The sequence below is a fragment of the Sulfitobacter sp. 15WGC genome (genome assembly GCF_005068605.1).
GTDB lineage: Bacteria > Pseudomonadota > Alphaproteobacteria > Rhodobacterales > Rhodobacteraceae > Sulfitobacter > Sulfitobacter faviae.
The window spans coordinates 134777-155905 of the sequence record NZ_SZNL01000005.1 but is presented as its reverse complement, the minus strand read 5'-3'; the positions used below and the strand labels follow the sequence as shown (position 1 = coordinate 155905).

The window sequence follows — 21129 nt, the reverse complement described above, 5'->3', positions numbered from 1 at the left end:
TTGAAAGGAAACCCGTCATGTCCGCGCCCAAGAAAGTCGTGCTTGCCTATTCCGGCGGCCTCGATACCTCGATCATCCTGAAATGGCTGCAAACCGAATATGGCTGCGAGGTGGTGACCTTCACCGCCGATCTCGGCCAAGGCGAAGAGCTGGAACCGGCCCGCAAAAAGGCCGAGATGATGGGCATCGCGCCTGAGAACATCTACATCGAAGACGTGCGCGAGGAATTCGTCCGCGACTTCGTCTTCCCAATGTTCCGCGCCAATGCGGTCTATGAAGGTCTCTACCTTCTGGGCACCTCCATCGCCCGCCCGCTGATCTCCAAGCGTCTGGTCGAGATCGCCGAAGAAACCGGCGCCGATGCCGTCGCCCACGGCGCCACCGGCAAGGGCAACGATCAGGTCCGGTTTGAACTCGCCGCCTATGCGCTGAACCCCGACATCAAGGTCATCGCCCCCTGGCGCGAATGGGACCTGTCGAGCCGCACCAAACTTCTGGCCTTCGCCGAGCAGAACCAGATCCCAATCGCCAAAGACAAGCGCGGCGAAGCGCCCTTCTCGGTCGATGCCAACCTGCTGCACACCTCTTCCGAAGGCAAAGTGCTCGAAGATCCGGCGGTCGACGCGCCCGACTACGTCTACCAGCGCACCGTGAACCCAGAGGATGCCCCCGACACGCCCGAATACGTCGAAATCGGCTTCGAGCGCGGCGATGCGGTCAGCATCAACGGCGAAGCCATGTCCCCCGCCACGATCCTCACCAAACTGAACGAACTTGGCGGCAAACACGGCTGTGGCCGCCTCGATCTGGTCGAAGGCCGTTTCGTCGGCATGAAATCCCGCGGCATCTATGAGACCCCCGGCGGCACCCTGCTGCTTGAGGCCCACCGCGGTATCGAATCCATCACCCTCGACCGCGGCGCCATGCACCTCAAGGACGAGCTGATGCCGAAATACGCCGAGCTTATCTACAACGGCTTCTGGTACAGCCCCGAACGGACCATGCTGCAAGCCGCCATCGACGCGAGCCAAACCCATGTCACCGGCACCGTGCGCCTGAAGCTCTACAAAGGCCATGTCCGCACCGTCGGCCGCTGGTCCGATCACAGCCTCTATTCCGAGGCCCATGTGACCTTCGAGGACGACGCCGGCGCCTACGACCAGAAAGACGCCGCAGGCTTCATCCAACTGAACGCCCTGCGCCTCAAACTCCTCGCCGCCCGCGACAAACGCAGCAAAGGCTGAAGCACGGGACCCCAATCCCCCTTCATCCTTTCTTAAATACCACGGGGGTCCGGGGGCAGCGCCCCCGGCGGCCAGCCCCAAACAGAAACGCAAAAGGCCCGGACGCTACCGCCCGGGCCTTTCTCTGAGCCACCTACCGGGTCAATCGGCAGTGACAACCGTCATCACCAGCTCCCCATTCGGTTTGATCGGCCCGTCTTCCTTGGCGCCCAACGTATATTCGAACACCCCGGTTTTCATGCCACCATCTTCGGAATGAACCATCAACATCAGCATGTCGCCCGAAGCCACGTCCTCTTGCAGGATCGCGACGACATCCATGTTCTCGCCCGCGCGCAGCGGGGCGTAGCCGACCACGGGGCCGGGCTTCATGTCGGCGTCGGTGCGGTGCACAACCAGCCAGCCATTCTCGCCCGCCATCACCTTGTCGGCAGTGACGACGCCATTCGATACATCCTGACCCGAGGCTTCGACCATGGCCATGGCATGGGCATCCGCCCATGCGCCACCGGCGATCATGGACAGGGCGATTGCGGTGCTTGCAAATTTTTTCATCTGGTTTTCCCTCCGTTTGAAATAGCACCGTAGTCACGACCGCCCCGCGAAATAGTTTCGCGGTCTTCAGGAATTTTTTAGACGTTCCGCAAACAGCCGCTCATAGTAGGGCATGGCGGCCTCCAGAACTTCCGCCTCTGCTCCTTTAAGCTCGGGCAGTTCCCCCTCCGGCCCCGCGAAACCGGTGCTGCGATGGATCGCCCCATACCAATGCGGCGCCCAAACGCCATCCTCCGCCCGCGGCCCGGCGGGCCAATGCAGCATCGCAGGATCAAAGGGCAAGTCGATGGCGGCGCAAAGCCTGCGCAGCATCCCCTCCGGGTCCGCGCGGATATCGCCGCTGTCGATGACAAGTCCGCCCAACCGCTCGAAGAGCATGAGTTGCCGGTCAAACCCGATATCCGCCAAACGGGGTGCTTCGCGCTTCTCCGCATAGCTTGCGATCACCCGTGCCGGATGGCGGATCAGGTGGATGTTCACGCAGTCCTCGGCCCAGTCAAGCGGGAACCCGTCGATCATATGCTGCGCCATATGTTTCATATAGAGATGCCGGGTGCCGTTTTGGACAAAGCCAAGAGGCACCCGCGCGGGGTCTTGCTCCTGCGCCGCCAGTACCGCGTCGCGCATTGGATGATCCAGCCCCGTCGCCTTGAGATAAGCCGCGTAGAACGGCTCATCCATCGCGGTGAAATCCGCGCGCGCTCCGAAACTATACATCATCGCAGTGCTGAGGTTGCGCGGCCCCGACCACATCGCAATACGCATGAAAGGCTTCTCCCATTGCCGTTGAACCCGGAACGCTAGAAAGAACGCGCCCGCGCGCCAAGTGGTAAATTGCCTTCACCAGAGCGTGACTTTCCCCGCCCCGGCCTTGCGCTATCTCCGTCCCAGCGGCAACCCTAGGCCTGAGGAGGACCGATATGTTCCAAAAATCAATGTTCAAACCCGCCATTCTGACCCTTGCGATCACTCTGGGCCTCGCCGCGCAGAACCGACCTGCGGCAGCGGCGGAGACCGAGGTGCTGACCGTGGCGGGCGGCTGCTTCTGGTGCGTCGAAGCCGATTTTGAATCCGTCAAAGGCGTGAAAGAGGCCATCTCGGGCTTTGCCGGGGGCCGCACCAAGAACCCGACCTACAAAGAAGTCACCGGCGGCAACACCGGCCATTACGAAGCGGTGCAGATCCAATTCGACCCGGATGTCGTCACCCGCAAGACACTGCTTGATCTCTTCTTCCGCTCGATTGACCCCACAGATGCGGGCGGGCAATTCTGTGACCGGGGGGAAAGCTACCGCACGGCGATCTTCGCGGGCAGCCCCGCCCAGAAAAGCGCGGCAGAGGCTGCCAAGGCCGAAGCGCAGGCCGCCCTCGGCACCGAGGTCGTGACGCCGATCCTTGGCGATGCGCCCTTTTACCCGGCTGATGATTATCATCAGGACTACTACAAAAGCAGCGACCGGCTGGCGTTCAGCAGTGTCGGCGTGGCTGTGAAAAAATCGGTCGCCTACAAACGCTACCGCAAGGGCTGTGGCCGTGACGCCCGCGTGGAACAGCTTTGGGGCAGCGCGGCCCCCTTCGTGAAGTAACCGCGCCCCGGTAGATTAACTGCGAAAATCGTGATCCCGGATCTCTTTCAGATCGGGGATCACATCTGCCGTGCCATGACGCGTGACCATCAAGGCCCCCGCGCGCATGGCCAGATCAATCGCCTGCGGCATGGTCATCCCCCGGTCCAACCCGGCCAGCAGATAGCCGGTAAAAGTATCGCCCGCGCCGGTCGTATCCACCGCCTCGACCTGATAGGCGGGGAAGCTTTCGACCAGATGTGCCTTGTTAGAGACCCATTCACAGCCCCCCGCCCCCAGCGTCACCACGATGTCGTCGATCGGCAGTTGCCGCAACTCGCCCCCCGTCGCGGCCCGCAACTGCGCCGCTTCGACCTCGTTCAGCACCAATAGGTCGATCTGTTCGAGGATCGCCGTCACCGCATCCGCATCGAAAGGGGCGGCGGCATAGGCCAGTCGCAGGCCCAGAGTTTTCGCCGTTCGCGCCGCGAACCGCTGCCCGTTGGTTTCGTTCTGCATCAAAAGCCAATCGCCCGAGGAAGCCTCGCTCAGCGCGGCACCGATCATCTCGTCGGTGATCTCGTGATTGGTGCCGGGGAAGATGACGATATTGTTCTCCCCCTCCAGATCGACGGCGATGTTGGCGTGACCGGTCACGCCCTCCATCAAGGTGATATGCGCCGTTTCGACCCCGTATTCCAAAAGCCGTTCCAGCGCCCAACCGCCATCGGCGCCCAATGCGCCGACATGCATCACCCGCGTCCCGGCCCGGGCGGCGGCGACCGACATATTGGCCCCCTTGCCGCCCAGCCCCTGCCGGAAATTCCGGGCTGAAATGGTCTCTCCCGGTCCCGGCAGATGGGGCAGCAGATAGAAGTTATCCGCGTTGATAGAGCCGAGATTCCAGATCATCAGCCCACCTTACAGGCCGCGAGAATGGCCATGTTAAGGATGTCATTCGCCGTCGAGGTGGAAGAGCAGATCTGGATCGACTTATCGAAGCCCGTAAGGATCGGCCCGATCACCGTCGCCCCCGCCATCTCCTGCATCAGCTTGACCGAGATGCTGGCCGAGTGCCGCGCCGGCACCACGAGGATGTTCGCAGGCCCCGTCAGCCGCGAGAACGGGTAATTCGCCTGACTGGCCGCGTTCAGCGCCACGTCGACGGTCATCTCACCCTCATATTCGAAATCCACCCCGCGCTGGTCCAACACCTCGGGCGCGAGGTGCATCTTTTCGGCGCGCTCCGAGACAGGGTAGCCGAAGGTCGAGAAGCTGACGAAGGCGACCCGAGGCTCCAGCCCCAGATGCCGCGCCACGCGCGCGCCGCTTTCGGCGATATTGGCCAGATCGTTCTCATCGGGCCATTCATGCACCAAGGTATCGGCGATAAAGACGATGCGCCCCTTGTGCAGCAGGGCCGTGATGCCCGCGGCCCCGGCCTCGGCATTGGCATCGAAGACGTGGTTGAGCCGCTCCAAGACATGTGCGGACTTGCGGGTGGCCCCGGTCACCAAACCGTCGCCATGACCATGCGCCAGCATCAACGCCGCAAAGACATGGCGGTCGCGCGAGGCGAGGCGGTGGATGTCCTTGCGATCGAAACCTTTGCGCTGCAACCGGCCATAAAGAAAGTCTTTGTAGGTCGCCAGATGCTGGGTGTTGGCGGCGTTCACCACCTCCAACTCACGCACCGCGTCGGCCATGCCCGCTTCTTCGAGCTTGGCGCGCACGTCGTCCTCGCGGCCCACGACCAGCGCCTTGCCCAAGCCCGCGCGCTGGTACATGACCGCCGCGCGCAGCACCTTGGGATCGTCCCCCTCGGCAAAGATCATCCGGGCCTGATTGGCCCGGGCGCGGGCGTTGATGCCGCGCAAGATGCTCGCCGTCGGGTCCATCCGCGATTTCAGCCCGACCTCATAGGCGTCCATGTCGATGATCGGCCGCCGCGCGGCCCCGGTGTCCATTCCTGCCTTGGCCACGGCGGGCGGAATGCGGTGGATGAGGCGTGGGTCGAATGGCGTGGGAATGATGTAGTCGCGACCAAAGCTCAGCGTGCGGCCATAGGCCAGCGCCACCTCGTCCGGCACGTCCTCGCGCGCCAGTTGCGCCAGCGCATGGGCGCAGGCGATCTTCATCTCGTCGTTGATGGCCCGCGCGTGGATGTCGAGCGCGCCACGGAAAAGATAGGGAAAGCCCAGCACGTTGTTGACTTGGTTCGGGTAATCCGAGCGTCCGGTGGCGACGATGGCGTCCATGCGGACCTCATGGGCCTCTTCCGGCGTGATCTCCGGGTCCGGGTTGGCCATGGCAAAGATCACCGGGTTGTCGGCCATGGAGGCCACCATCGCGGGCGTCACCGCCCCTTTGACCGAGACGCCAAGGAAGACATCCGCGCCCTGCATCGCCTCTTCGAGCGTGCGCAGCTCTGTATTGGCGGCATGGGCCGATTTCCACTGGTTCATGCCCTCGGTGCGGCCCTGATAGATCACACCTTTGGTGTCGCACATGATGCAGTTGTCGTGTTTCGCGCCCATCGCCTTGAGCAGTTCCAGACAGGCGATGCCCGCAGCCCCCGCGCCGTTGAGCACGATGCGCACGTCTTCGATCTTCTTGCCCGAAAGATGCAACGCGTTGATCAGACCCGCGGCGCAGATCACCGCCGTGCCGTGCTGGTCATCGTGAAAGACGGGGATGTCCATCTCTTCCTTCAAGCGCTGCTCGATGATGAAACACTCGGGCGCCTTGATGTCTTCGAGGTTGATGCCGCCGAAGGTCGGCCCCATCAGCTTGCAGGCGTTGATGAAGGCCTCGGTGTCCTCGGTATCAAGCTCGATGTCGATGGAGTTCACATCCGCGAAACGCTTGAACAGAACCGCCTTGCCTTCCATCACCGGTTTGGAGGCCAGCGCGCCGAGATTGCCAAGCCCCAACACCGCCGTCCCGTTCGAGATCACGGCGACCAGATTGCCCTTGTTGGTGTAGTCATAGGCTGTCTCGGGGCTCTCGGCGATGGCCTCGCAAGGCACGGCCACACCGGGGGAATAGGCAAGGCTCAGGTCGCGCTGCGTGGTCATCGGCACGGTGGCCGAGATCTCGAACTTGCCGGGGGTCGGTTCGAGGTGAAAGGCAAGCGCCTCTTCAGAGGTGATACGGTTCTTTCTCGTCACGACATTACCCTTCTTCTGCTTTGGGATCTTCTTAGCCACGATCCGACTTCAGCACAACGCAAGCCCCGCGTCAGTGCAAATCGCATGACAAAGACCGCCCAAGGCCCCGCCCCCCCTTTCGCTGCGCCGGGGGGTTTTGTAGGGTCCGCGCGGCAACAGGGGGCAGCCGTGCAGACAGAAAAAGTAACGCCAATGATGGCGCAATATCTCGAGCTTAAAGCGGACCATCAGGACGCGTTGCTGTTCTACCGCATGGGCGATTTTTACGAGATGTTCTTTGACGATGCCATCGCCGCGGCAGAGGCGTTGGATATCGCACTCACCAAACGCGGCAAGCATCAGGGCAAGGATATCGCCATGTGCGGCGTGCCGGTGCATGCCGCCGAAGGTTACCTGTTGACGCTGATCCGCAAGGGGTTTCGCGTGGCGGTCTGCGAGCAGATGGAAAGCCCCGCAGAGGCGAAGAAACGCGGCTACAAGGCGGTGGTAAAACGCGACGTGGTGCGGCTGGTCACCCCCGGCACGCTGACCGAGGAAAGCCTGTTGGAAGCGCGGCGGCACAATTACCTCGCCGCCTTTGCCGAGGTGCGCGATGCCTGCGCGATGGCTTGGGTCGATATCTCGACCGGTGCGTTTCACGTGATGCCGTTGGCCCAAGTCCGGCTGGGGCCGGAATTGGCGCGGCTGTCACCATCGGAACTGATCGTCTCAGAGGCGAAAGAGACGGAATTGCACGATGTCGTCTCTGATTTCGGGATCGCACTGACGGGTCTGGCCCGTTCGGCCTTTGACAGCACCAGTGCGGAAAAACGGGTCTGCGACCTGTTTGATATCGCCACGCTAGAGGCTTTCGGCAGCTTCACCCGCGCCGAAGTCTCGGCCATGGGAGCTGTAATAGAATACCTCACTATCACTCAACGCGGCAAGCTGCCCCTGCTCCGCCCGCCCCAGAAAGAGGCAGAGGCCCGCACCGTTCAGATTGACGCGGCAACCCGGCGCAATCTGGAACTCACCCACTCCCTAAATGGTGGCCGCGCCGGGTCTTTGCTGTCGATCATGGACAATACCGTCACCGCCGGGGGCGCGCGCCTGTTGGAGCGGCGGATCTCAAGCCCCTCGCGCGTTGTCGACGTGGTGACCTCCCGCGCCGATGCGGTCAGCTTTGCCTATGACAACGCCCGCGTTGCCGAGGACATTCGCCAACGTCTGCGCAATGTGCCAGACCTCGACCGGGCGCTGTCACGCCTCTCGCTCGACCGGGGCGGACCGCGCGACCTTGCCGCGATCCGCAATGGGTTGATCGAAGCCGAGGCTTTGCACCAAAGCCTGGCACAACAGGATCTGCCCGACCTGCTTCGCGAAGCCGCCGAAGGGTTGCAGGGCCATGGGGAGCTTATCGACCTGTTGGATCACGCGCTGGTGGCCGAGCCCCCGCTGATGGTGCGCGACGGCGGTTTCATCGCCCCCGGCCATGACGCCGACCTCGACGCCGCGCGAGAGCTGCGCGACGAAGGCCGCAGCGTGATTGCCGGTATGCAGCAGCAGTTCGTCTCTGATACGGGGATTTCGTCGCTGAAAATCAAGCACAACAATGTGCTGGGATACTTCGTCGAATGCACCGCGACCCATGCCGAAAAGATGCTGAACCCGCCGCTGTCAGAGACCTTTATCCACCGGCAAACCACGGCGAACCAAGTGCGCTTTACCACTGTCGAACTGTCTGAGTTGGAGACGAAAATTCTCAATGCAGGCAACCACGCGCAGGAGATCGAAAAGCGGCTCTACGAAAGTCTTCGGAGTGCTATTCTAGAGCATGCCGCAGAGATCGGCCAAGCCTCTGCCGGGCTGGCCGAAGTCGATCTGGCCACAGGTCTAGCAAACCTCGCCCGGAGTGAGAATTGGACCCGCCCCCGCGTGGATATGTCCCGCGCCTTTGACATCCAAGGTGGGCGGCATCCGGTCGTGGAACGCGCTCTGACCCAGCAATCGGGCGAGCCTTTCATCGCAAATGACTGTGACTTGAGTGCCGAGGCCGAGGCCGCCAACATCTGGCTGCTCACCGGCCCGAACATGGCGGGTAAATCGACCTTCCTGCGCCAGAACGCGCTGATCGCCCTGATGGCGCAGATGGGCAGTTTCGTGCCCGCGAGTTCGGCGCATATTGGCGTTGTTAGCCAGCTCTTCAGCCGCGTCGGTGCCTCGGACGATCTGGCGCGGGGCCGCTCGACCTTCATGGTGGAAATGGTCGAAACCGCCGCGATCCTGAACCAGGCCGACGACCGCGCACTGGTGATCCTCGACGAGATCGGGCGCGGCACGGCCACCTACGATGGCCTCTCGATCGCTTGGGCCACGTTGGAACATCTGCACGACGTGAATCGGACCCGGGCACTTTTCGCGACCCATTATCACGAGATGACGGCACTGGCCGGCAAGCTGCCGGGGGTCGACAATGCCACGGTGGCAGTCAAGGAATGGGAGGGCGAGGTCGTCTTCCTGCACGAAGTGCGCAAGGGGGCCGCGGACCGCTCTTATGGCGTGCAGGTGGCGCAGCTGGCCGGCCTGCCCGCCCCGGTGATCGCACGGGCCCGCGTGGTGCTGGAGGCATTGGAGAAAGGCGAACGCGAAGGCGGGGCCACACAAAAGACACTGATCGACGATCTGCCGCTCTTTACCGTCAGCCCCACGCCTGCGCCGCAGCCGGTGAAATCCTCGCCGGTCGAGGACAAACTACGCGAGGTGATCCCCGATGAGCTCTCCCCGCGCGAGGCGCTGGAACTGATCTACAAACTGAAAGAGGCGGCCACTTCCTGACCGCCTCTTTCGAAAGTGACTGATTGGACGCTTAGCTCGCGGGCGTCGAAGACACGCCAACCTGCGCCGGGCGAAGCAGACGGTCGTGCAGCATGAAGCCTTCGGCGGCGACCTGAATGATCTCGCCCGCCACGGTGCCGGGCACGGGCGCTTCGAACATCGCTTCGTGATGCTTGGGGTCGAACTTGTCGCCAACCTCGGGCGCGATCACTTCGATGCCGTGCTTTTTGAAGACGTTCAGCAGCTCGCGCATCGTCAGTTCCACACCTTCCAGCAGCGGGCCAAAGGCCTCTTTCTGCTCATCGGTGGTGGTTTCCAGCGCGCGTTTCATGTTGTCATAAACAGGCAGCATGTCACGGGCCAGCTTGGAGCCGCCATAGTTCTCGGCCTCGCGACGGTCCTTGTCGGAGCGTTTGCGCGCATTCTCGGCATCGGCGAGCGCGCGCATGAAACGGTCGCGGTACTGATCACGCTCGGCGCGCAGTTCCTCTACCGCAAGGGCTTCTTCGTCGATCTCGGCCATGTCTTCGGCGTATTCTTCAGCTTCGGCGCTGTCGATCTCGTCCAAAAAGTCGTTTTCTTTCGGCTCTGCCATGTTCCACCTCTAGTTCCGGTCGGAAATCAGCTTTCCCACCAGTTGTGCCGTGTAGTTCACAATCGGCACGATACGTCCATAATTTAAGCGTGTCGGGCCAATGACACCCACGGCGCCGATCACCTTACGATCAGCGTTCATATAAGGGGAAACGACCAGAGAGGAACCCGAAAGTGAGAAAAGTTTGTTTTCCGAGCCGATAAAAATGCGCACACCGTCCCCATCTTCGGCCAGTTCGAGGAATTCGGCGATGTCCCGCTTGCGCTCAAGATCGTCGAAAAGGCTACGGATACGGTCAAGGTCTTCGGCCTCCGCCTCTCCGCCCAGCAGATTCGACCGGCCGCGCACGATCAAACGCTCGGAATGCTCCCCTTCCGCGTCCCACAGCACCGCACCGCTCTCAACAAGCTGCTGCGCCAGCACGTCGATCTCCTGCCGACGCTTGGCGATCTCCTGCTTGATGCTGCGCTGCAACTCGCTAAGGGTTTTGCCTTCGACGAAAGCATTCAAGAAATTTGCCGCCTCGCGCATCGAACTTGGGGTCTGCCCGGGTGGCGGCGTGAACAGCCGGTTCTCAACATGGCCGTCGGAGAAAACAAGCACCACCAAGGCTCTATCAAGCGATAAAGAGACGAATTCGATATGTTTGATCGGCGCTTCATGCTTCGGCGTCAACACGAGTGAGGCACCATGCGTGACGCCCGACAGGGCCGATCCGATCCGGTCCAACAGCCCGCCGACATCGGAGGAATTATTCCCCAATGTCGCGTCGATCTTCTCCCGGTCAAGCTCCGTCGGATCGCCGATCTCGATCATCCCATCGACGAACATCCGCAGCCCCAATTGCGTCGGAATGCGCCCCGCTGAGACATGGGGGCTGTCCAGCAGACCCATATATTCGAGATCCTGCATCACATTGCGGATCGTCGCCGCCGAGACCTTTTCGCTGAAGTCCCGCGTCAGCGTGCGCGACCCCACCGGATCGCCACTTTCCAGATAGCCTTCGACCACCCGGCGAAACACTTCGCGGGATCGGTCATTCATGTCTTTCAGCAATTCAGGCGTGTTTTTCATCGGTGCTCGCTCTCTTGTCTAATAAAGGTACAAGCCGGGCAAACGTCAATCGGGGTTGCATCAAAGCCTTGTGGGGCGGTATCCCCGGGCAACATCAAAAAGGATATGTCATGCGTCCCTCTGGCCGGAAACTCGATGAAATGCGCGCCGTCTCGATCGAGACAGGTTTCACCAAACATGCCGAAGGGTCGGCCCTGATCAAGATGGGCGATACCCATGTGCTCTGCACCGCAACCATCGAAGACCGCGTGCCGCCCTTCATCAAAGGCTCCGGTCTGGGCTGGGTCACCGCCGAATACGGCATGCTGCCCCGCGCCACCAACACACGGATGCGTCGCGAAGCCGCCACCGGCAAACAAGGCGGTCGCACGGTCGAGATCCAGCGCCTAATCGGCCGCGCCCTGCGTGCCGGGGTCGACCGCTCCGCCTTGGGCGAGCGACAGATCACCGTCGATTGTGACGTGCTGCAAGCCGATGGCGGCACCCGCTGCGCGTCCATCACCGGCGGTTGGATTGCCCTGCGTCTCGCCGTGAACAAGCTGATGAAAGCGGGCGATGTCGTCTCTGACCCGCTGGTCGATCCGGTCGCGGCGGTAAGCTGCGGCATCTACGCAGGCCAGCCAGTGCTCGACCTCGACTACCCCGAGGATTCAGAGGCGGGCGTCGATGGCAACTTTATCATGACCGGATCCGGCAAGCTGATCGAAGTGCAGATGAGCGCCGAAGGCTCAACCTATACCCGCGACCAGATGAACCAACTGATGGACCTGGCCGAGAAAGGCGTCGGCGAACTGGCCACCATCCAAAAATCGGTCACCGCATGACCCGCAAGTTCACCGAGAATCACATTCTGATCGCCACCCATAACGCCGGCAAACTGGCAGAGATGCGCCAGCTCTTCGCCCCCCACGGGGTTGAGGTGGTCGGCGCGGCAGAGATGAACCTGCCCGAGCCGGAAGAGACCGAGACGACCTTCGTCGGCAACGCCCGGATCAAGGCGCATGCCGCCGCCAAGGCGACCGGCCTGCCCGCATTGGCCGACGATTCCGGCATCGAAGTCGAAGCGCTTAACAATGCGCCCGGCGTCTATACCGCGGATTGGGCCGAAACGGAGAATGGCCGCGACTTCGTCATGGCCATGACCAAGACGCGCAATCTGCTGGAAGAGAAGAACGCACCACACCCCCGCCGCGCCCGTTTCTGCGCGACGCTGGTGCTGGCATGGCCCGACGGCCATGATGAGGTTTTCGCGGGCAAGGTGAACGGCACGCTGGTTTGGCCGATGCGCGGCGAACAGGGTCACGGCTATGACCCGATGTTCCAACCTGACGGTCATGAGGTCACCTTTGCCGAAATGGACGCCGAGCAGAAAAATAGCATCAGCCACCGCGCGGATGCCTTTGCGAAACTGATTGCGGGCTGTTTTGGCTGAAGATTGGCAACAGGGCGGCTTCGGCCTCTATATCCATTGGCCATTTTGCGAGGCGAAATGTCCCTATTGCGACTTTAACAGCCACGTTAGCCGCCGGATCGACCAAGCCGCTTGGCGCGATGCCTATCTCGCTGAACTTCAGCGCGCTGCGGATGAGACACCGGGGCGCGTGCTCAATGCGGTCTTTTTCGGCGGCGGCACGCCCAGTTTGATGGACCCCGATGTCGTCGCAGACATCATCAGCGCCATCCGGGGCCACTGGCCCACGGCGAACGATCTGGAAATCACCCTCGAAGCCAATCCCGGCTCGGTCGAAGCGGGCCGCTTCGCCGCCTATCGGCAAGCCGGTGTATCACGCGTTTCCATGGGCATTCAGGCACTGAACGATGCGGATCTCAAACGTTTGGGCCGTCTGCATACGGCGAAAGAAGCGATGACCGCCTTCGACATCGCCCGCAATACCTTTGACCGTGTGAGCTTCGATCTAATCTATGGGCGGCAAGACCAATCCGCCACGGAATGGGAAGCCGAGTTGAAACAGGCTCTATCCCTCACGATAGACCATATTTCGCTCTATCAGCTCACGATCGAACAAGGCACCGCCTTTGGCGACCGTTACGCCCGCGGAAAACTTCGCGGCCTGCCCGACGAAGATCTCGGCGCGGATATGTTTACCCTCACCCAAGACATCTGCAATGACATGGGCATGCCCGCGTACGAGGTGTCAAACCACGCCCGGGATGGCGCCCAATCGCGTCACAACCTGATCTATTGGCGCTATGGGGACTATATCGGCATCGGCCCCGGCGCACATGGGCGGCTGACGCTGGACGGACAGAAATTCGCGACAGTTGCTTATAGCAATCCACAGCGGTGGCTCGACGGTGTCGCAAAAGGCGAAGCGGAGAAACCTCGGACCGCCCTGAGCCGTAGCGAACAGGCGACCGAGTTTCTCCTCATGGGCTTGCGCCTTAAGGAAGGCGTTGACCTCATCCGCTACGCCGACATTGCCGGGCATGAAATTGACGACAAAGCCGTCAATCACCTGCAAGACATCGGCATGGCAACACGCGAGAAAGACAGGTTAATCGTTTCAGGTCAAGGCGTTATCCTTCTAAACGCCGTGATCGAAACGCTTCTGCCTTAAGAGCCGCCCAGCAGGCGGCAGATCTCATCCAACTGGTCAAGCGTGGTATAGTGCAACGTCACCTTCCCCGCTTCCTGACCCGGTTTATGGTCCAAACTAACCTTCATACCTAGGTTGGCTGACAGGTCGCCTTCAAGCGCCTGCGTATCGGCATCCTTCTCTGGGCGCTGCGAGAGACGCTCTTTATTTACCATATTACCGCGCTCACCGGCCTGATCTTTCTTGACCAAAGCCTCGGTCGCGCGGACGGAAAGGCCGCCTTTGATGACCTGCTGCGCCAGTTTCAGCGGATCCTTCGCCGGAATCAGCGCCCGCGCATGGCCCGCGCTTAGTTCATTCTGGCGCACCATCTCTTGCACCGGATCTGGCAGGTTCAGCAGACGCAACAGATTGGCGATATGGCTGCGGCTTTTCCCAAGGGCTTCGGCCATCTTCTCCTGCGTGTGGCCGAACTTATCCATCAACTGACGATAACCCGCCGCTTCCTCGACCGAGTTCAGATCTGCCCGCTGGATGTTTTCGATGATCGCGACTTCAAGCACTTCGACATCGGTGAACTCGCGCACGATCACCGGAAGGCTATGGACCTTTGCGATCTGCGATGCCCGCCAACGCCGTTCACCCGCGACGATCTCGAAATTGCCATCGGCCAGAGCGCGGACGATTAGGGGCTGAATGACCCCCTTTTCTTTAATTGAGGCCGCCAGATCATCAAGATGCTCTTGCTCAAACCGCTTACGTGGCTGATCCGGATTCGGTTTAATCCGCTCGATCGGAACGAACTGCTCCGCCGCCGCGGCCCCCTTGGCGGCCACGCTCTCGGTCTCCGCTACATCCGCCATCAGTGCCGAAAGCCCCCGGCCAAGGCCCCGTTTGCGCTCTTGTTTGTCTGCCATACTGCCACCTTATTAACCATTGTTTCTTGTTAGCTCCGCCGCCAAATCGCGGTAGGCTTGGGCCCCTTTCGATGTGGGATCATAACTCAATACGGGCATAGCAAAGCTCGGCGCCTCGCTCACCCGAACATTACGCGGGATAACGGTCTGGAACACCAACTCACCGAGGTTCGCCCGCGCGTCATTCTCAACCTGCTGCGAGAGATTGTTGCGGCGATCATACATAGTAAGAAGAACGCCCTCAATCCGCAGGTCTTTATTTCCGCTTTGCCGGACCTCTCTTATCGTCAGCATAAGCTGGGAAAGCCCTTCCAGTGCGAAAAATTCGCTCTGCAAAGGCACCAGAACCGAATGCGCCGCGATCATCGCATTTACGGTCAATAGGTTGAGCGAAGGCGGGCAATCAATCAAGATGTAATCAAACTCAAACTGATCCATCTGGGTTTGCCTTAGCGCGTCATGCAGAAGGAAACTTCTTTTCTCATTCGAAAAGAGTTCGATATCCGCGGAGCTGAGGTCAACCGTCGCCGGAACGATGAGCAACCCTTCCGTTTCTGTCCGCTGAATTACGTCCTGTGGCAGGCTATCATCCAACAGCAGATCGTAGGTCGTAAATTCGCGGTCTTCGACTTCGATGCCCAGCCCCGTAGAAGCATTGCCTTGCGGGTCGAGGTCAACCACCAATATGCGCTTACCCGCCTCAGCAAGTGCGGCCGAAAGATTGATCGTCGTCGTCGTTTTTCCGACACCACCCTTCTGGTTCGCGATTGCGATAATTTTAGGTCCAGCCGGACGAGAAAGGTCAGACACGGGCGATATCCTTAATCTTTAGAATGGCAGCCTCGGGATTGGTCTGGGAGGGTACCGGTTCGAGGCCGTACATCCAACTCAGCCGCGCCTCTTCGCCCTCCCGTTGCCAACTCTGACCTTTTGGAAAGAGGGCAGTTCCTTCGGGCTTAAGATGCAATTCGGCGAACCCTAAGAGCTTTGTCAAATCAGCCAAGGCACGCGCTGACAGGACATCGGCATTAAGGCTTTTTACTTCCTCAATCCGCTCATTCTTTACAGAGGCCTCTAGCGTCAGCTCTCGAATGGCAGTCCGTAGGAATGCGCATTTCCGCTGGTCACTCTCCACCAAAGTAACGTCGAAATGTCGTTCCTCTTGGTTAAGGATCGAAACGACAATTCCGGGAAACCCCCCGCCGCTACCGAGGTCTACCCAAACGCCGCTGCCTTCGGCAAGGTTGAAGACCTGAACGGAATCTAAAATGTGACGCGTCCAAAGGTCTTCCAAGCTACTCTTGGAAACCAAATTTATCCTCGGGTTCCATTTCCGAACAAGCTCCCCAAAGGCTTCGAGCTTTTCAAATGTTTCACGTGAAACATCGAGTTTACGCAATTCGCTCATGCTGTCTTGTTCCCGGTGCCTCTTTTAACCCGGGCCAGAATTAATGTAAGCGCAGCGGGCGTCATTCCATCGACACGTGCTACCTGGGCCATTGTCTCGGGACGTGCAGTTGCGATCTTAGTTTTCAATTCGTTTGAAAGCCCCGAAAGCGCCTCAAAGGAGAAGTCGGCCGGAATGCGTACATTCTCGTCTTTCTTCAACAGATCAATCTCCTTCTGCTGCCTTACGATGTAGGTCGCATAGAGTGCGTCGCGCTCGAGCTGACGTCGAACCTCAACTGGGGTATCGCCTAAATCTGGATCGAGCGTGAGCAAGTCTTCAAACTTAACATCAGGGAATGCCAATATCTGATAGCCATTCCGCTTTGAACCGTCTTGATTCACGTTGATCCCAGCATTGGCAAGCTCTTTCGGGGTGTACTCCCTACTCTGCAGTCGTGTTCTCACGTCAATTAGACATGAAGTTTTCTCTTCAAAGAGCTCACGGCGAGATTTAGAAACGCATCCCAGCTTGATCGCAAGGGGCGTGAGCCGCTGGTCTGCATTGTCCGCCCGGAGTGACAAGCGGAACTCAGCGCGTGACGTAAACATCCGGTAGGGCTCTGTGACGCCACGCGTCGTCAGATCGTCGATCATGACGCCGATATAGCTCTCGGACCTGCTAAAGGTTACCGGGTCTCGACCCTGAGCATGAAGCGCTGCATTCAGGCCGGCGACCAGCCCTTGCGCTGCGGCTTCTTCATAGCCTGTGGTGCCATTGATCTGTCCTGCGAGATACAGGCCGGGAACTGTACGGACCGCAAGGGTCGATGCAAGCGCCCGCGGGTCGATATAGTCATATTCGATCGCGTAGCCGGGTTGCAGAATGATTGCGTTTTCAAGGCCGACCATACTCCGAACATAAGCTTCTTGTACGTCCGCTGGAAGGGAAGTCGAAATACCATTGGGATAGACCGTATGGTCATCTGCACCTTCAGGTTCCAAAAATACCTGGTGCGAGTCTTTATCCGCAAATCGCACGACTTTGTCTTCGATAGAAGGACAGTATCGCGGGCCTACGCCGTCAATGTGCCCGCCATACATCGCAGACCTTTCGAGATTTTCTCGGATAATCTGGTGGGTTTTTGCATTGGTATGCGTAATGCCGCAGACGACCTGGAGTGCGGATACCTTATCAGATAGGAATGAAAACAAGACGGGATCATCATCGCCCGGCTGTTCTTCTAGAATATCCCAGTTGATCGTTCGCCCATCAAGACGCGGGGGCGTGCCAGTTTTCAACCTACCCATCGGAAGGTTGAAGGAGTCGATGCGTTCGGCCAGTTTAACCGAGGCTTTATCACCCATGCGGCCGCCTTGCTGCGACACATCTCCGATATGAATGACGCCCCGGAGGAATGTCCCGGTTGTAAGGACCACCGAGGATGCGGTAATGGATGAACCGTCAGCCAAGACTACACCTGTAACGATATCACCATCCGTCTCAAAATCGACGACCTCGCTCTCAATGATATCGAGGTCAGACTGCGCTTCAATCTCGCGCAGCATTTCTGTGCGATAGATCTTCCGATCAGCCTGCGCACGCGGTCCCTGCACTGCCGGACCTTTCCGACGGTTTAGTAGACGGAATTGAATACCCGCTTTATCAGCAACGCGCCCCATGACGCCGTCCATTGCGTCGATCTCTCGGACCAAATGCCCCTTTCCCAAGCCCCCGATCGCAGGATTGCAGGACATGACGCCGATTCCATCACGGCTCATCGTGACGAGCGCTGTCTGTGCGCCGAGCCGTGCCGAAGCGTGCGCTGCTTCCGCGCCTGCGTGGCCGCCGCCGATCACGATCACATCAAAATGTTTCACGTGAAACACTCCATCATTTACCCACGCAAAAGCTGGTGAAGATCTCATCCAGCAGGTTCTCGACGTCTATGCGGCCAACTAGTGTTTCCAATGCGCGGATCGCAAATCGAAGCTCCGCGGCAGCCAAATCATAGAAATCCGGTCCACGAGTCAGGATAACATCTACTTCAGCCAAACACGAGACGGCTTGCTGCAAAGCGACGCGATGCCGCTCATGGGTGGCCAATCCGATGGTTGAACTGCGTTCCGAGAGCGTAGATTGGATGCGGTCAATAAGGTCTGACACGCCCTGCCCGGTCTTCCCTGAGATACCGTTCGCGACAATACCAAGGAGATCTGCCTTAGGCTGAAGAACGATATCCCCTTCCTGCGGCGTAAGGACCAGCATTTCATCTGGTGCGGCAAGGAAGACCCTCAGGTCCGCCGCTTCGGCACGTTCGATTGCGCGTTTGATCCCGATGGCTTCAACTTTATCTTCGCTCTCGCGGAGGCCCGCCGTATCCAATAGGGTAACCGGTAGCCCGCCGAGGTCCATTCGAACTTCGATTACATCGCGGGTAGTGCCTGCGATTTCGGAGGTGATCGCAGCGTCACGTCCGGCTAGCGCGTTCAAGAGCGTCGACTTACCCGCATTTGGCGCGCCGATGATCGCGACTTCAAAGCCATTTCGAACCCGCTCGGCGACATAGGTGCCTTCCGCTTCGGCCTGCAATGCCTTGCCGACCTTCGAGAGCAGCGCCGTCACTTCGGGGGTTACATCGACGGGCACTTCTTCATCCGCGAAGTCGATTGTGGCTTCCAGAAGCGCTGCGGCGCGGATCAGGTCTTTCCGCCATTCTTCGACGCGTGCGCCGAGGTGGCCCGATAAAACGCGAAGCGCTTGCTTTCGCTGCGCTTCTGTTTCAGCTTCGATGAGATCTGCCAGCCCTTCGACCTGCGCGAGATCCAGCTTTTCATTCTCTAGCGCACGGCGGGTGAATTCCCCCGCTTCCGCCATCCGAGCTTCGGGGAAGGTCGACAGCAGCGAAAGCATCGCCCGCATCACGGCAATGGAGCCATGAAGTTGGAATTCGACAACATCTTCGCCAGTGAAGGAGTTCGGCCCGGGGAAACTCAGGACCAGAGCTTGGTCGATCACCTCTCCGCCCGTGCCGCGGAGATTACGCAACGCACTCTCGCGCCCTTCAGGACGTTTCCCGGTAATCTCTTGCGCGATCACGAAGGCCTGCGGGCCGGAAATTCGGATCACCGCAACCCCGGCACGGCCCGGCGCTGACGCTTGGGCGAATATCGTGTCCATATTTTACTAACCTATTGTTATTAATTAATAACTCAGGTGTTCATAGAGTCGAAAAAGTCAGAATTCGACTTGGTTTGCTTGAGCTTGCCGAGCAGGAATTCGATGGCGTCGGTGGTGCCCATCGGGTTGAGGATGCGGCGCAGGACGAAGGTTTTTTGCAGGTCCACCTTGTCGACAAGCAGGTCCTCTTTCCGGGTGCCAGACTTGAGGATGTCGATCGCCGGGAAGACACGTTTGTCTGCGATCTTGCGGTCGAGCACGATCTCGGAGTTGCCGGTGCCCTTGAACTCTTCAAAGATCACCTCGTCCATGCGGCTGCCGGTGTCGATCAGCGCGGTGGCGATGATGGTGAGCGATCCGCCCTCTTCGATGTTCCGCGCGGCACCGAAGAAACGTTTGGGGCGCTGCAGGGCGTTGGCGTCGACACCGCCGGTCAGAACCTTGCCCGAGGACGGAACCACGGTGTTGAAGGCACGGCCCAGACGGGTGATCGAATCGAGCAGGATGACAACGTCGCGCTTGTGTTCGACAAGACGCTTGGCTTTTTCGATGACCATCTCGGAAACCGCGACGTGACGGGTGGCCGGCTCGTCGAAGGTGGAAGAGACGACCTCCCCTTTCACCGAACGCTGCATGTCGGTCACTTCCTCGGGGCGTTCGTCGATCAGAAGCACGATGAGATAACACTCGGGGTGGTTCTTCTCGATGCTGTTGGCGATGTTCTGCAGCAGCACGGTCTTACCGGTGCGCGGCGGGGCCACGATCAGCGAACGCTGGCCCTTACCGATGGGTGAGACCAGATCGATGATCCGCGCCGAGCGGTCCTTGATCGTGGGGTCATCAACCTCCATCGTCAGACGCTCGTCGGGGTAAAGCGGCGTGAGGTTCTCAAAGGCGACCTTGTGGCGCGCCTTCTCGGGCGCCTCGAAGTTGATCTTGGTAACCTCGGTCAGCGCGAAATAGCGTTCGGTGTCATCGGGCGCCTTGATCAGCCCCTCGATGGTGTCCCCGGTGCGCAGCGACCATTTGCGGATCATGTCGGGCGAGACGTAGATGTCATCGGGGCCCGGCAGATAGTTCGCTTCCGGCGAACGCAGGAAACCGAATCCGTCTTGCAGCACTTCCAACACGCCGTCGCCCGAAATCTCCCAACCGTCATCCGCACGTTCGCGGAGAATCTGGAACATCATCTCGCCTTTACGCATGGTCGAGGCGTTCTCGATCTCCAGCTCTTCGGCCATGGCGAGCAGGTTTTTCGGCGTCTGCGCCTTGAGATCAGCGAGGTTCAGCGTTTCGGTTGTCATGGAGCATCCTGTTCAGCCGCAGCAGAATGCGGGCTGGTCGATCATTTGAATGTGGCAAGCAGAAACCGCCCCGGACGGGACAGTGGCGCAGATATAGGCGGCAGCGCGGCTTGAGTCAATTGCCTCAGAATTTCACGACCACGGAGAAGACGATCACGATCATCAGCAGCGTTGGCACTTCGTTCAAAAGGCGGAACTGACGGCCCGTGACGGTACTGTCGCCGCTTTCGACGGATTTGACCTGTTTTTTCAGCCAAACATGGAAAACCGTCATGGCGATGACACTGGCACCCTTGGTCCATGGCCAGATCATCGTCCAATCCACGATTCCGGGCGTCAGAACGAGCGCGAGGCCGAAAACCCATGTCGCCATCATCGCGGGCCGCATGATGAACTGTGCGAGCTTGAATTCCATCATCGCGAAAGTCTCATGCATCCGCCCGGCGGAGCCCGCCTGTTCGACATGATGCACGAAGAGCCGCGGCAGGTAGAAAAGCGCTGCCATCCAACTGATGACCGACACGATATGGAGCGCTTTGATCCATGGATAAGCGAGGCTGAGAAGATCGAACATGGGGAAGGCTCCGGTGGGCGTGCTTCTTTCTTAATAAATAAGAAAAGAGAAAAGATGTAGTTGATTGTAGGGCGTCTGAATCCTGTGGATTAATGATTTATACCGCCGCTTATCAACAGGTGAACAAACTTCGCGGCCTCCTGTGGATAAGCCGGCCCCGATTCGCGAATGTTGAATTTTCTCAGGATCTTG

The 21129-nt window shown here is 59.7% G+C and carries 19 protein-coding genes; 6 read left to right on the top strand and 13 right to left on the bottom strand.

Going from position 1 to position 21129, the window contains the following annotated elements:
- The first annotated feature begins 17 nt into the window (after positions 1-17).
- Positions 18-1244, top strand: a complete 1227-nt coding sequence (locus FCK22_RS06130) for an argininosuccinate synthase (protein WP_067267886.1) — start codon at positions 18-20, stop codon at positions 1242-1244.
- 141 nt (positions 1245-1385) lie between these two features.
- Here the strand turns inward: FCK22_RS06130 and FCK22_RS06125 are convergent, their stop codons facing one another.
- Entirely contained in the window at positions 1386-1799 is a 414-nt protein-coding gene (locus tag FCK22_RS06125; protein WP_067267884.1) for a hypothetical protein, read from the bottom strand.
- Positions 1800-1865: 66 nt separating this feature from the next.
- Entirely contained in the window at positions 1866-2564 is a 699-nt protein-coding gene (locus tag FCK22_RS06120; RefSeq protein WP_067267882.1) for a branched-chain amino acid aminotransferase, read from the bottom strand.
- Between the two features lie 155 nt (positions 2565-2719).
- Between FCK22_RS06120 and msrA the strand changes: the two genes are divergently transcribed.
- A complete protein-coding gene (msrA, locus tag FCK22_RS06115) occupies positions 2720-3385 on the top strand; it encodes a peptide-methionine (S)-S-oxide reductase MsrA (protein ID WP_067267880.1) in 666 nt (221 codons plus the stop codon).
- Between the two features lie 15 nt (positions 3386-3400).
- Here msrA and FCK22_RS06110 read toward each other — a convergent pair whose 3' ends face one another.
- Both FCK22_RS06110 and FCK22_RS06105 read right to left on the bottom strand, forming a co-directional pair.
- Positions 3401-4276, bottom strand: coding sequence for a ribokinase (locus FCK22_RS06110; protein WP_082852158.1), 876 nt, complete (start codon positions 4274-4276; stop codon positions 3401-3403).
- Positions 4276-6534, bottom strand: a complete 2259-nt coding sequence (locus FCK22_RS06105; RefSeq protein WP_067267876.1) for an NADP-dependent malic enzyme — start codon at positions 6532-6534, stop codon at positions 4276-4278. The genes FCK22_RS06110 and FCK22_RS06105 overlap by 1 nt, the downstream gene beginning before the upstream one ends.
- A gap of 192 nt (positions 6535-6726) precedes the next feature.
- Between FCK22_RS06105 and mutS the strand changes: the two genes are divergently transcribed.
- Positions 6727-9348, top strand: coding sequence for a DNA mismatch repair protein MutS (gene mutS, locus FCK22_RS06100; protein ID WP_067267875.1), 2622 nt, complete (start codon positions 6727-6729; stop codon positions 9346-9348).
- Between the two features lie 31 nt (positions 9349-9379).
- Here the strand turns inward: mutS and FCK22_RS06095 are convergent, their stop codons facing one another.
- Together FCK22_RS06095 and hrcA are read right to left on the bottom strand one after the other, a co-directional pair.
- The gene (locus FCK22_RS06095; protein ID WP_067267873.1) at positions 9380-9943 is read right to left on the bottom strand and encodes a nucleotide exchange factor GrpE; all 564 of its coding nucleotides are present in this window, start codon (positions 9941-9943) and stop codon (positions 9380-9382) included.
- 9 nt (positions 9944-9952) lie between these two features.
- A complete protein-coding gene (gene hrcA / locus FCK22_RS06090) occupies positions 9953-11017 on the bottom strand; it encodes a heat-inducible transcriptional repressor HrcA (protein WP_067267870.1) in 1065 nt (354 codons plus the stop codon).
- Between the two features lie 110 nt (positions 11018-11127).
- Here hrcA and rph point away from each other — a divergent pair, with 110 nt between their 5' ends.
- From rph to hemW, 3 genes are read left to right on the top strand one after another with little or no spacing between them, the layout of a single operon-like run.
- Positions 11128-11841: a ribonuclease PH gene (gene rph / locus FCK22_RS06085; protein ID WP_067267868.1), complete on the top strand. Its 714-nt coding sequence runs from the start codon at positions 11128-11130 to the stop codon at positions 11839-11841.
- Positions 11838-12449, top strand: a complete 612-nt coding sequence (rdgB, locus tag FCK22_RS06080; RefSeq protein ID WP_067267866.1) for an RdgB/HAM1 family non-canonical purine NTP pyrophosphatase — start codon at positions 11838-11840, stop codon at positions 12447-12449. Before rph ends, rdgB begins: the two co-directional genes overlap by 4 nt.
- A complete protein-coding gene (hemW, locus tag FCK22_RS06075) occupies positions 12442-13596 on the top strand; it encodes a radical SAM family heme chaperone HemW (RefSeq protein WP_067267865.1) in 1155 nt (384 codons plus the stop codon). Before rdgB ends, hemW begins: the two co-directional genes overlap by 8 nt.
- On the opposite strand, the gene FCK22_RS06070 is transcribed toward hemW, so the two are convergent.
- The 7 genes from FCK22_RS06070 to FCK22_RS06040 all read right to left on the bottom strand — a co-directional run bounded on the left by FCK22_RS06070 (position 13593) and on the right by FCK22_RS06040 (position 20937).
- Positions 13593-14492, bottom strand: coding sequence for a ParB/RepB/Spo0J family partition protein (locus tag FCK22_RS06070; protein ID WP_067267864.1), 900 nt, complete (start codon positions 14490-14492; stop codon positions 13593-13595). The two genes, hemW and FCK22_RS06070, sit on opposite strands and share 4 nt — an antisense overlap.
- Before the next feature lie 12 nt (positions 14493-14504).
- Positions 14505-15302 (bottom strand): ParA family protein, encoded by a 798-nt coding sequence (locus FCK22_RS06065; RefSeq protein WP_067267863.1) that lies wholly within the window; start codon positions 15300-15302, stop codon positions 14505-14507.
- The gene (rsmG, locus tag FCK22_RS06060) at positions 15295-15900 is read right to left on the bottom strand and encodes a 16S rRNA (guanine(527)-N(7))-methyltransferase RsmG (RefSeq protein WP_067267861.1); all 606 of its coding nucleotides are present in this window, start codon (positions 15898-15900) and stop codon (positions 15295-15297) included. The genes FCK22_RS06065 and rsmG overlap by 8 nt, the downstream gene beginning before the upstream one ends.
- Complete coding sequence (gene mnmG, locus FCK22_RS06055) at positions 15897-17759, bottom strand: tRNA uridine-5-carboxymethylaminomethyl(34) synthesis enzyme MnmG (RefSeq protein ID WP_067267900.1); 1863 nt, start codon at positions 17757-17759, stop codon at positions 15897-15899. The genes rsmG and mnmG overlap by 4 nt, the downstream gene beginning before the upstream one ends.
- Before the next feature lie 13 nt (positions 17760-17772).
- Positions 17773-19059, bottom strand: coding sequence for a tRNA uridine-5-carboxymethylaminomethyl(34) synthesis GTPase MnmE (mnmE, locus tag FCK22_RS06050; RefSeq protein ID WP_067267860.1), 1287 nt, complete (start codon positions 19057-19059; stop codon positions 17773-17775).
- Between the two features lie 32 nt (positions 19060-19091).
- Positions 19092-20363 carry a transcription termination factor Rho gene (gene rho, locus FCK22_RS06045; protein WP_067267859.1) on the bottom strand — a complete coding sequence of 424 codons (1272 nt, stop codon included), beginning with the start codon at positions 20361-20363 and terminating at the stop codon, positions 19092-19094.
- Between the two features lie 124 nt (positions 20364-20487).
- The gene (locus FCK22_RS06040) at positions 20488-20937 is read right to left on the bottom strand and encodes a CopD family protein (protein ID WP_067267858.1); all 450 of its coding nucleotides are present in this window, start codon (positions 20935-20937) and stop codon (positions 20488-20490) included.
- Positions 20938-21129 lie beyond the last annotated feature (192 nt).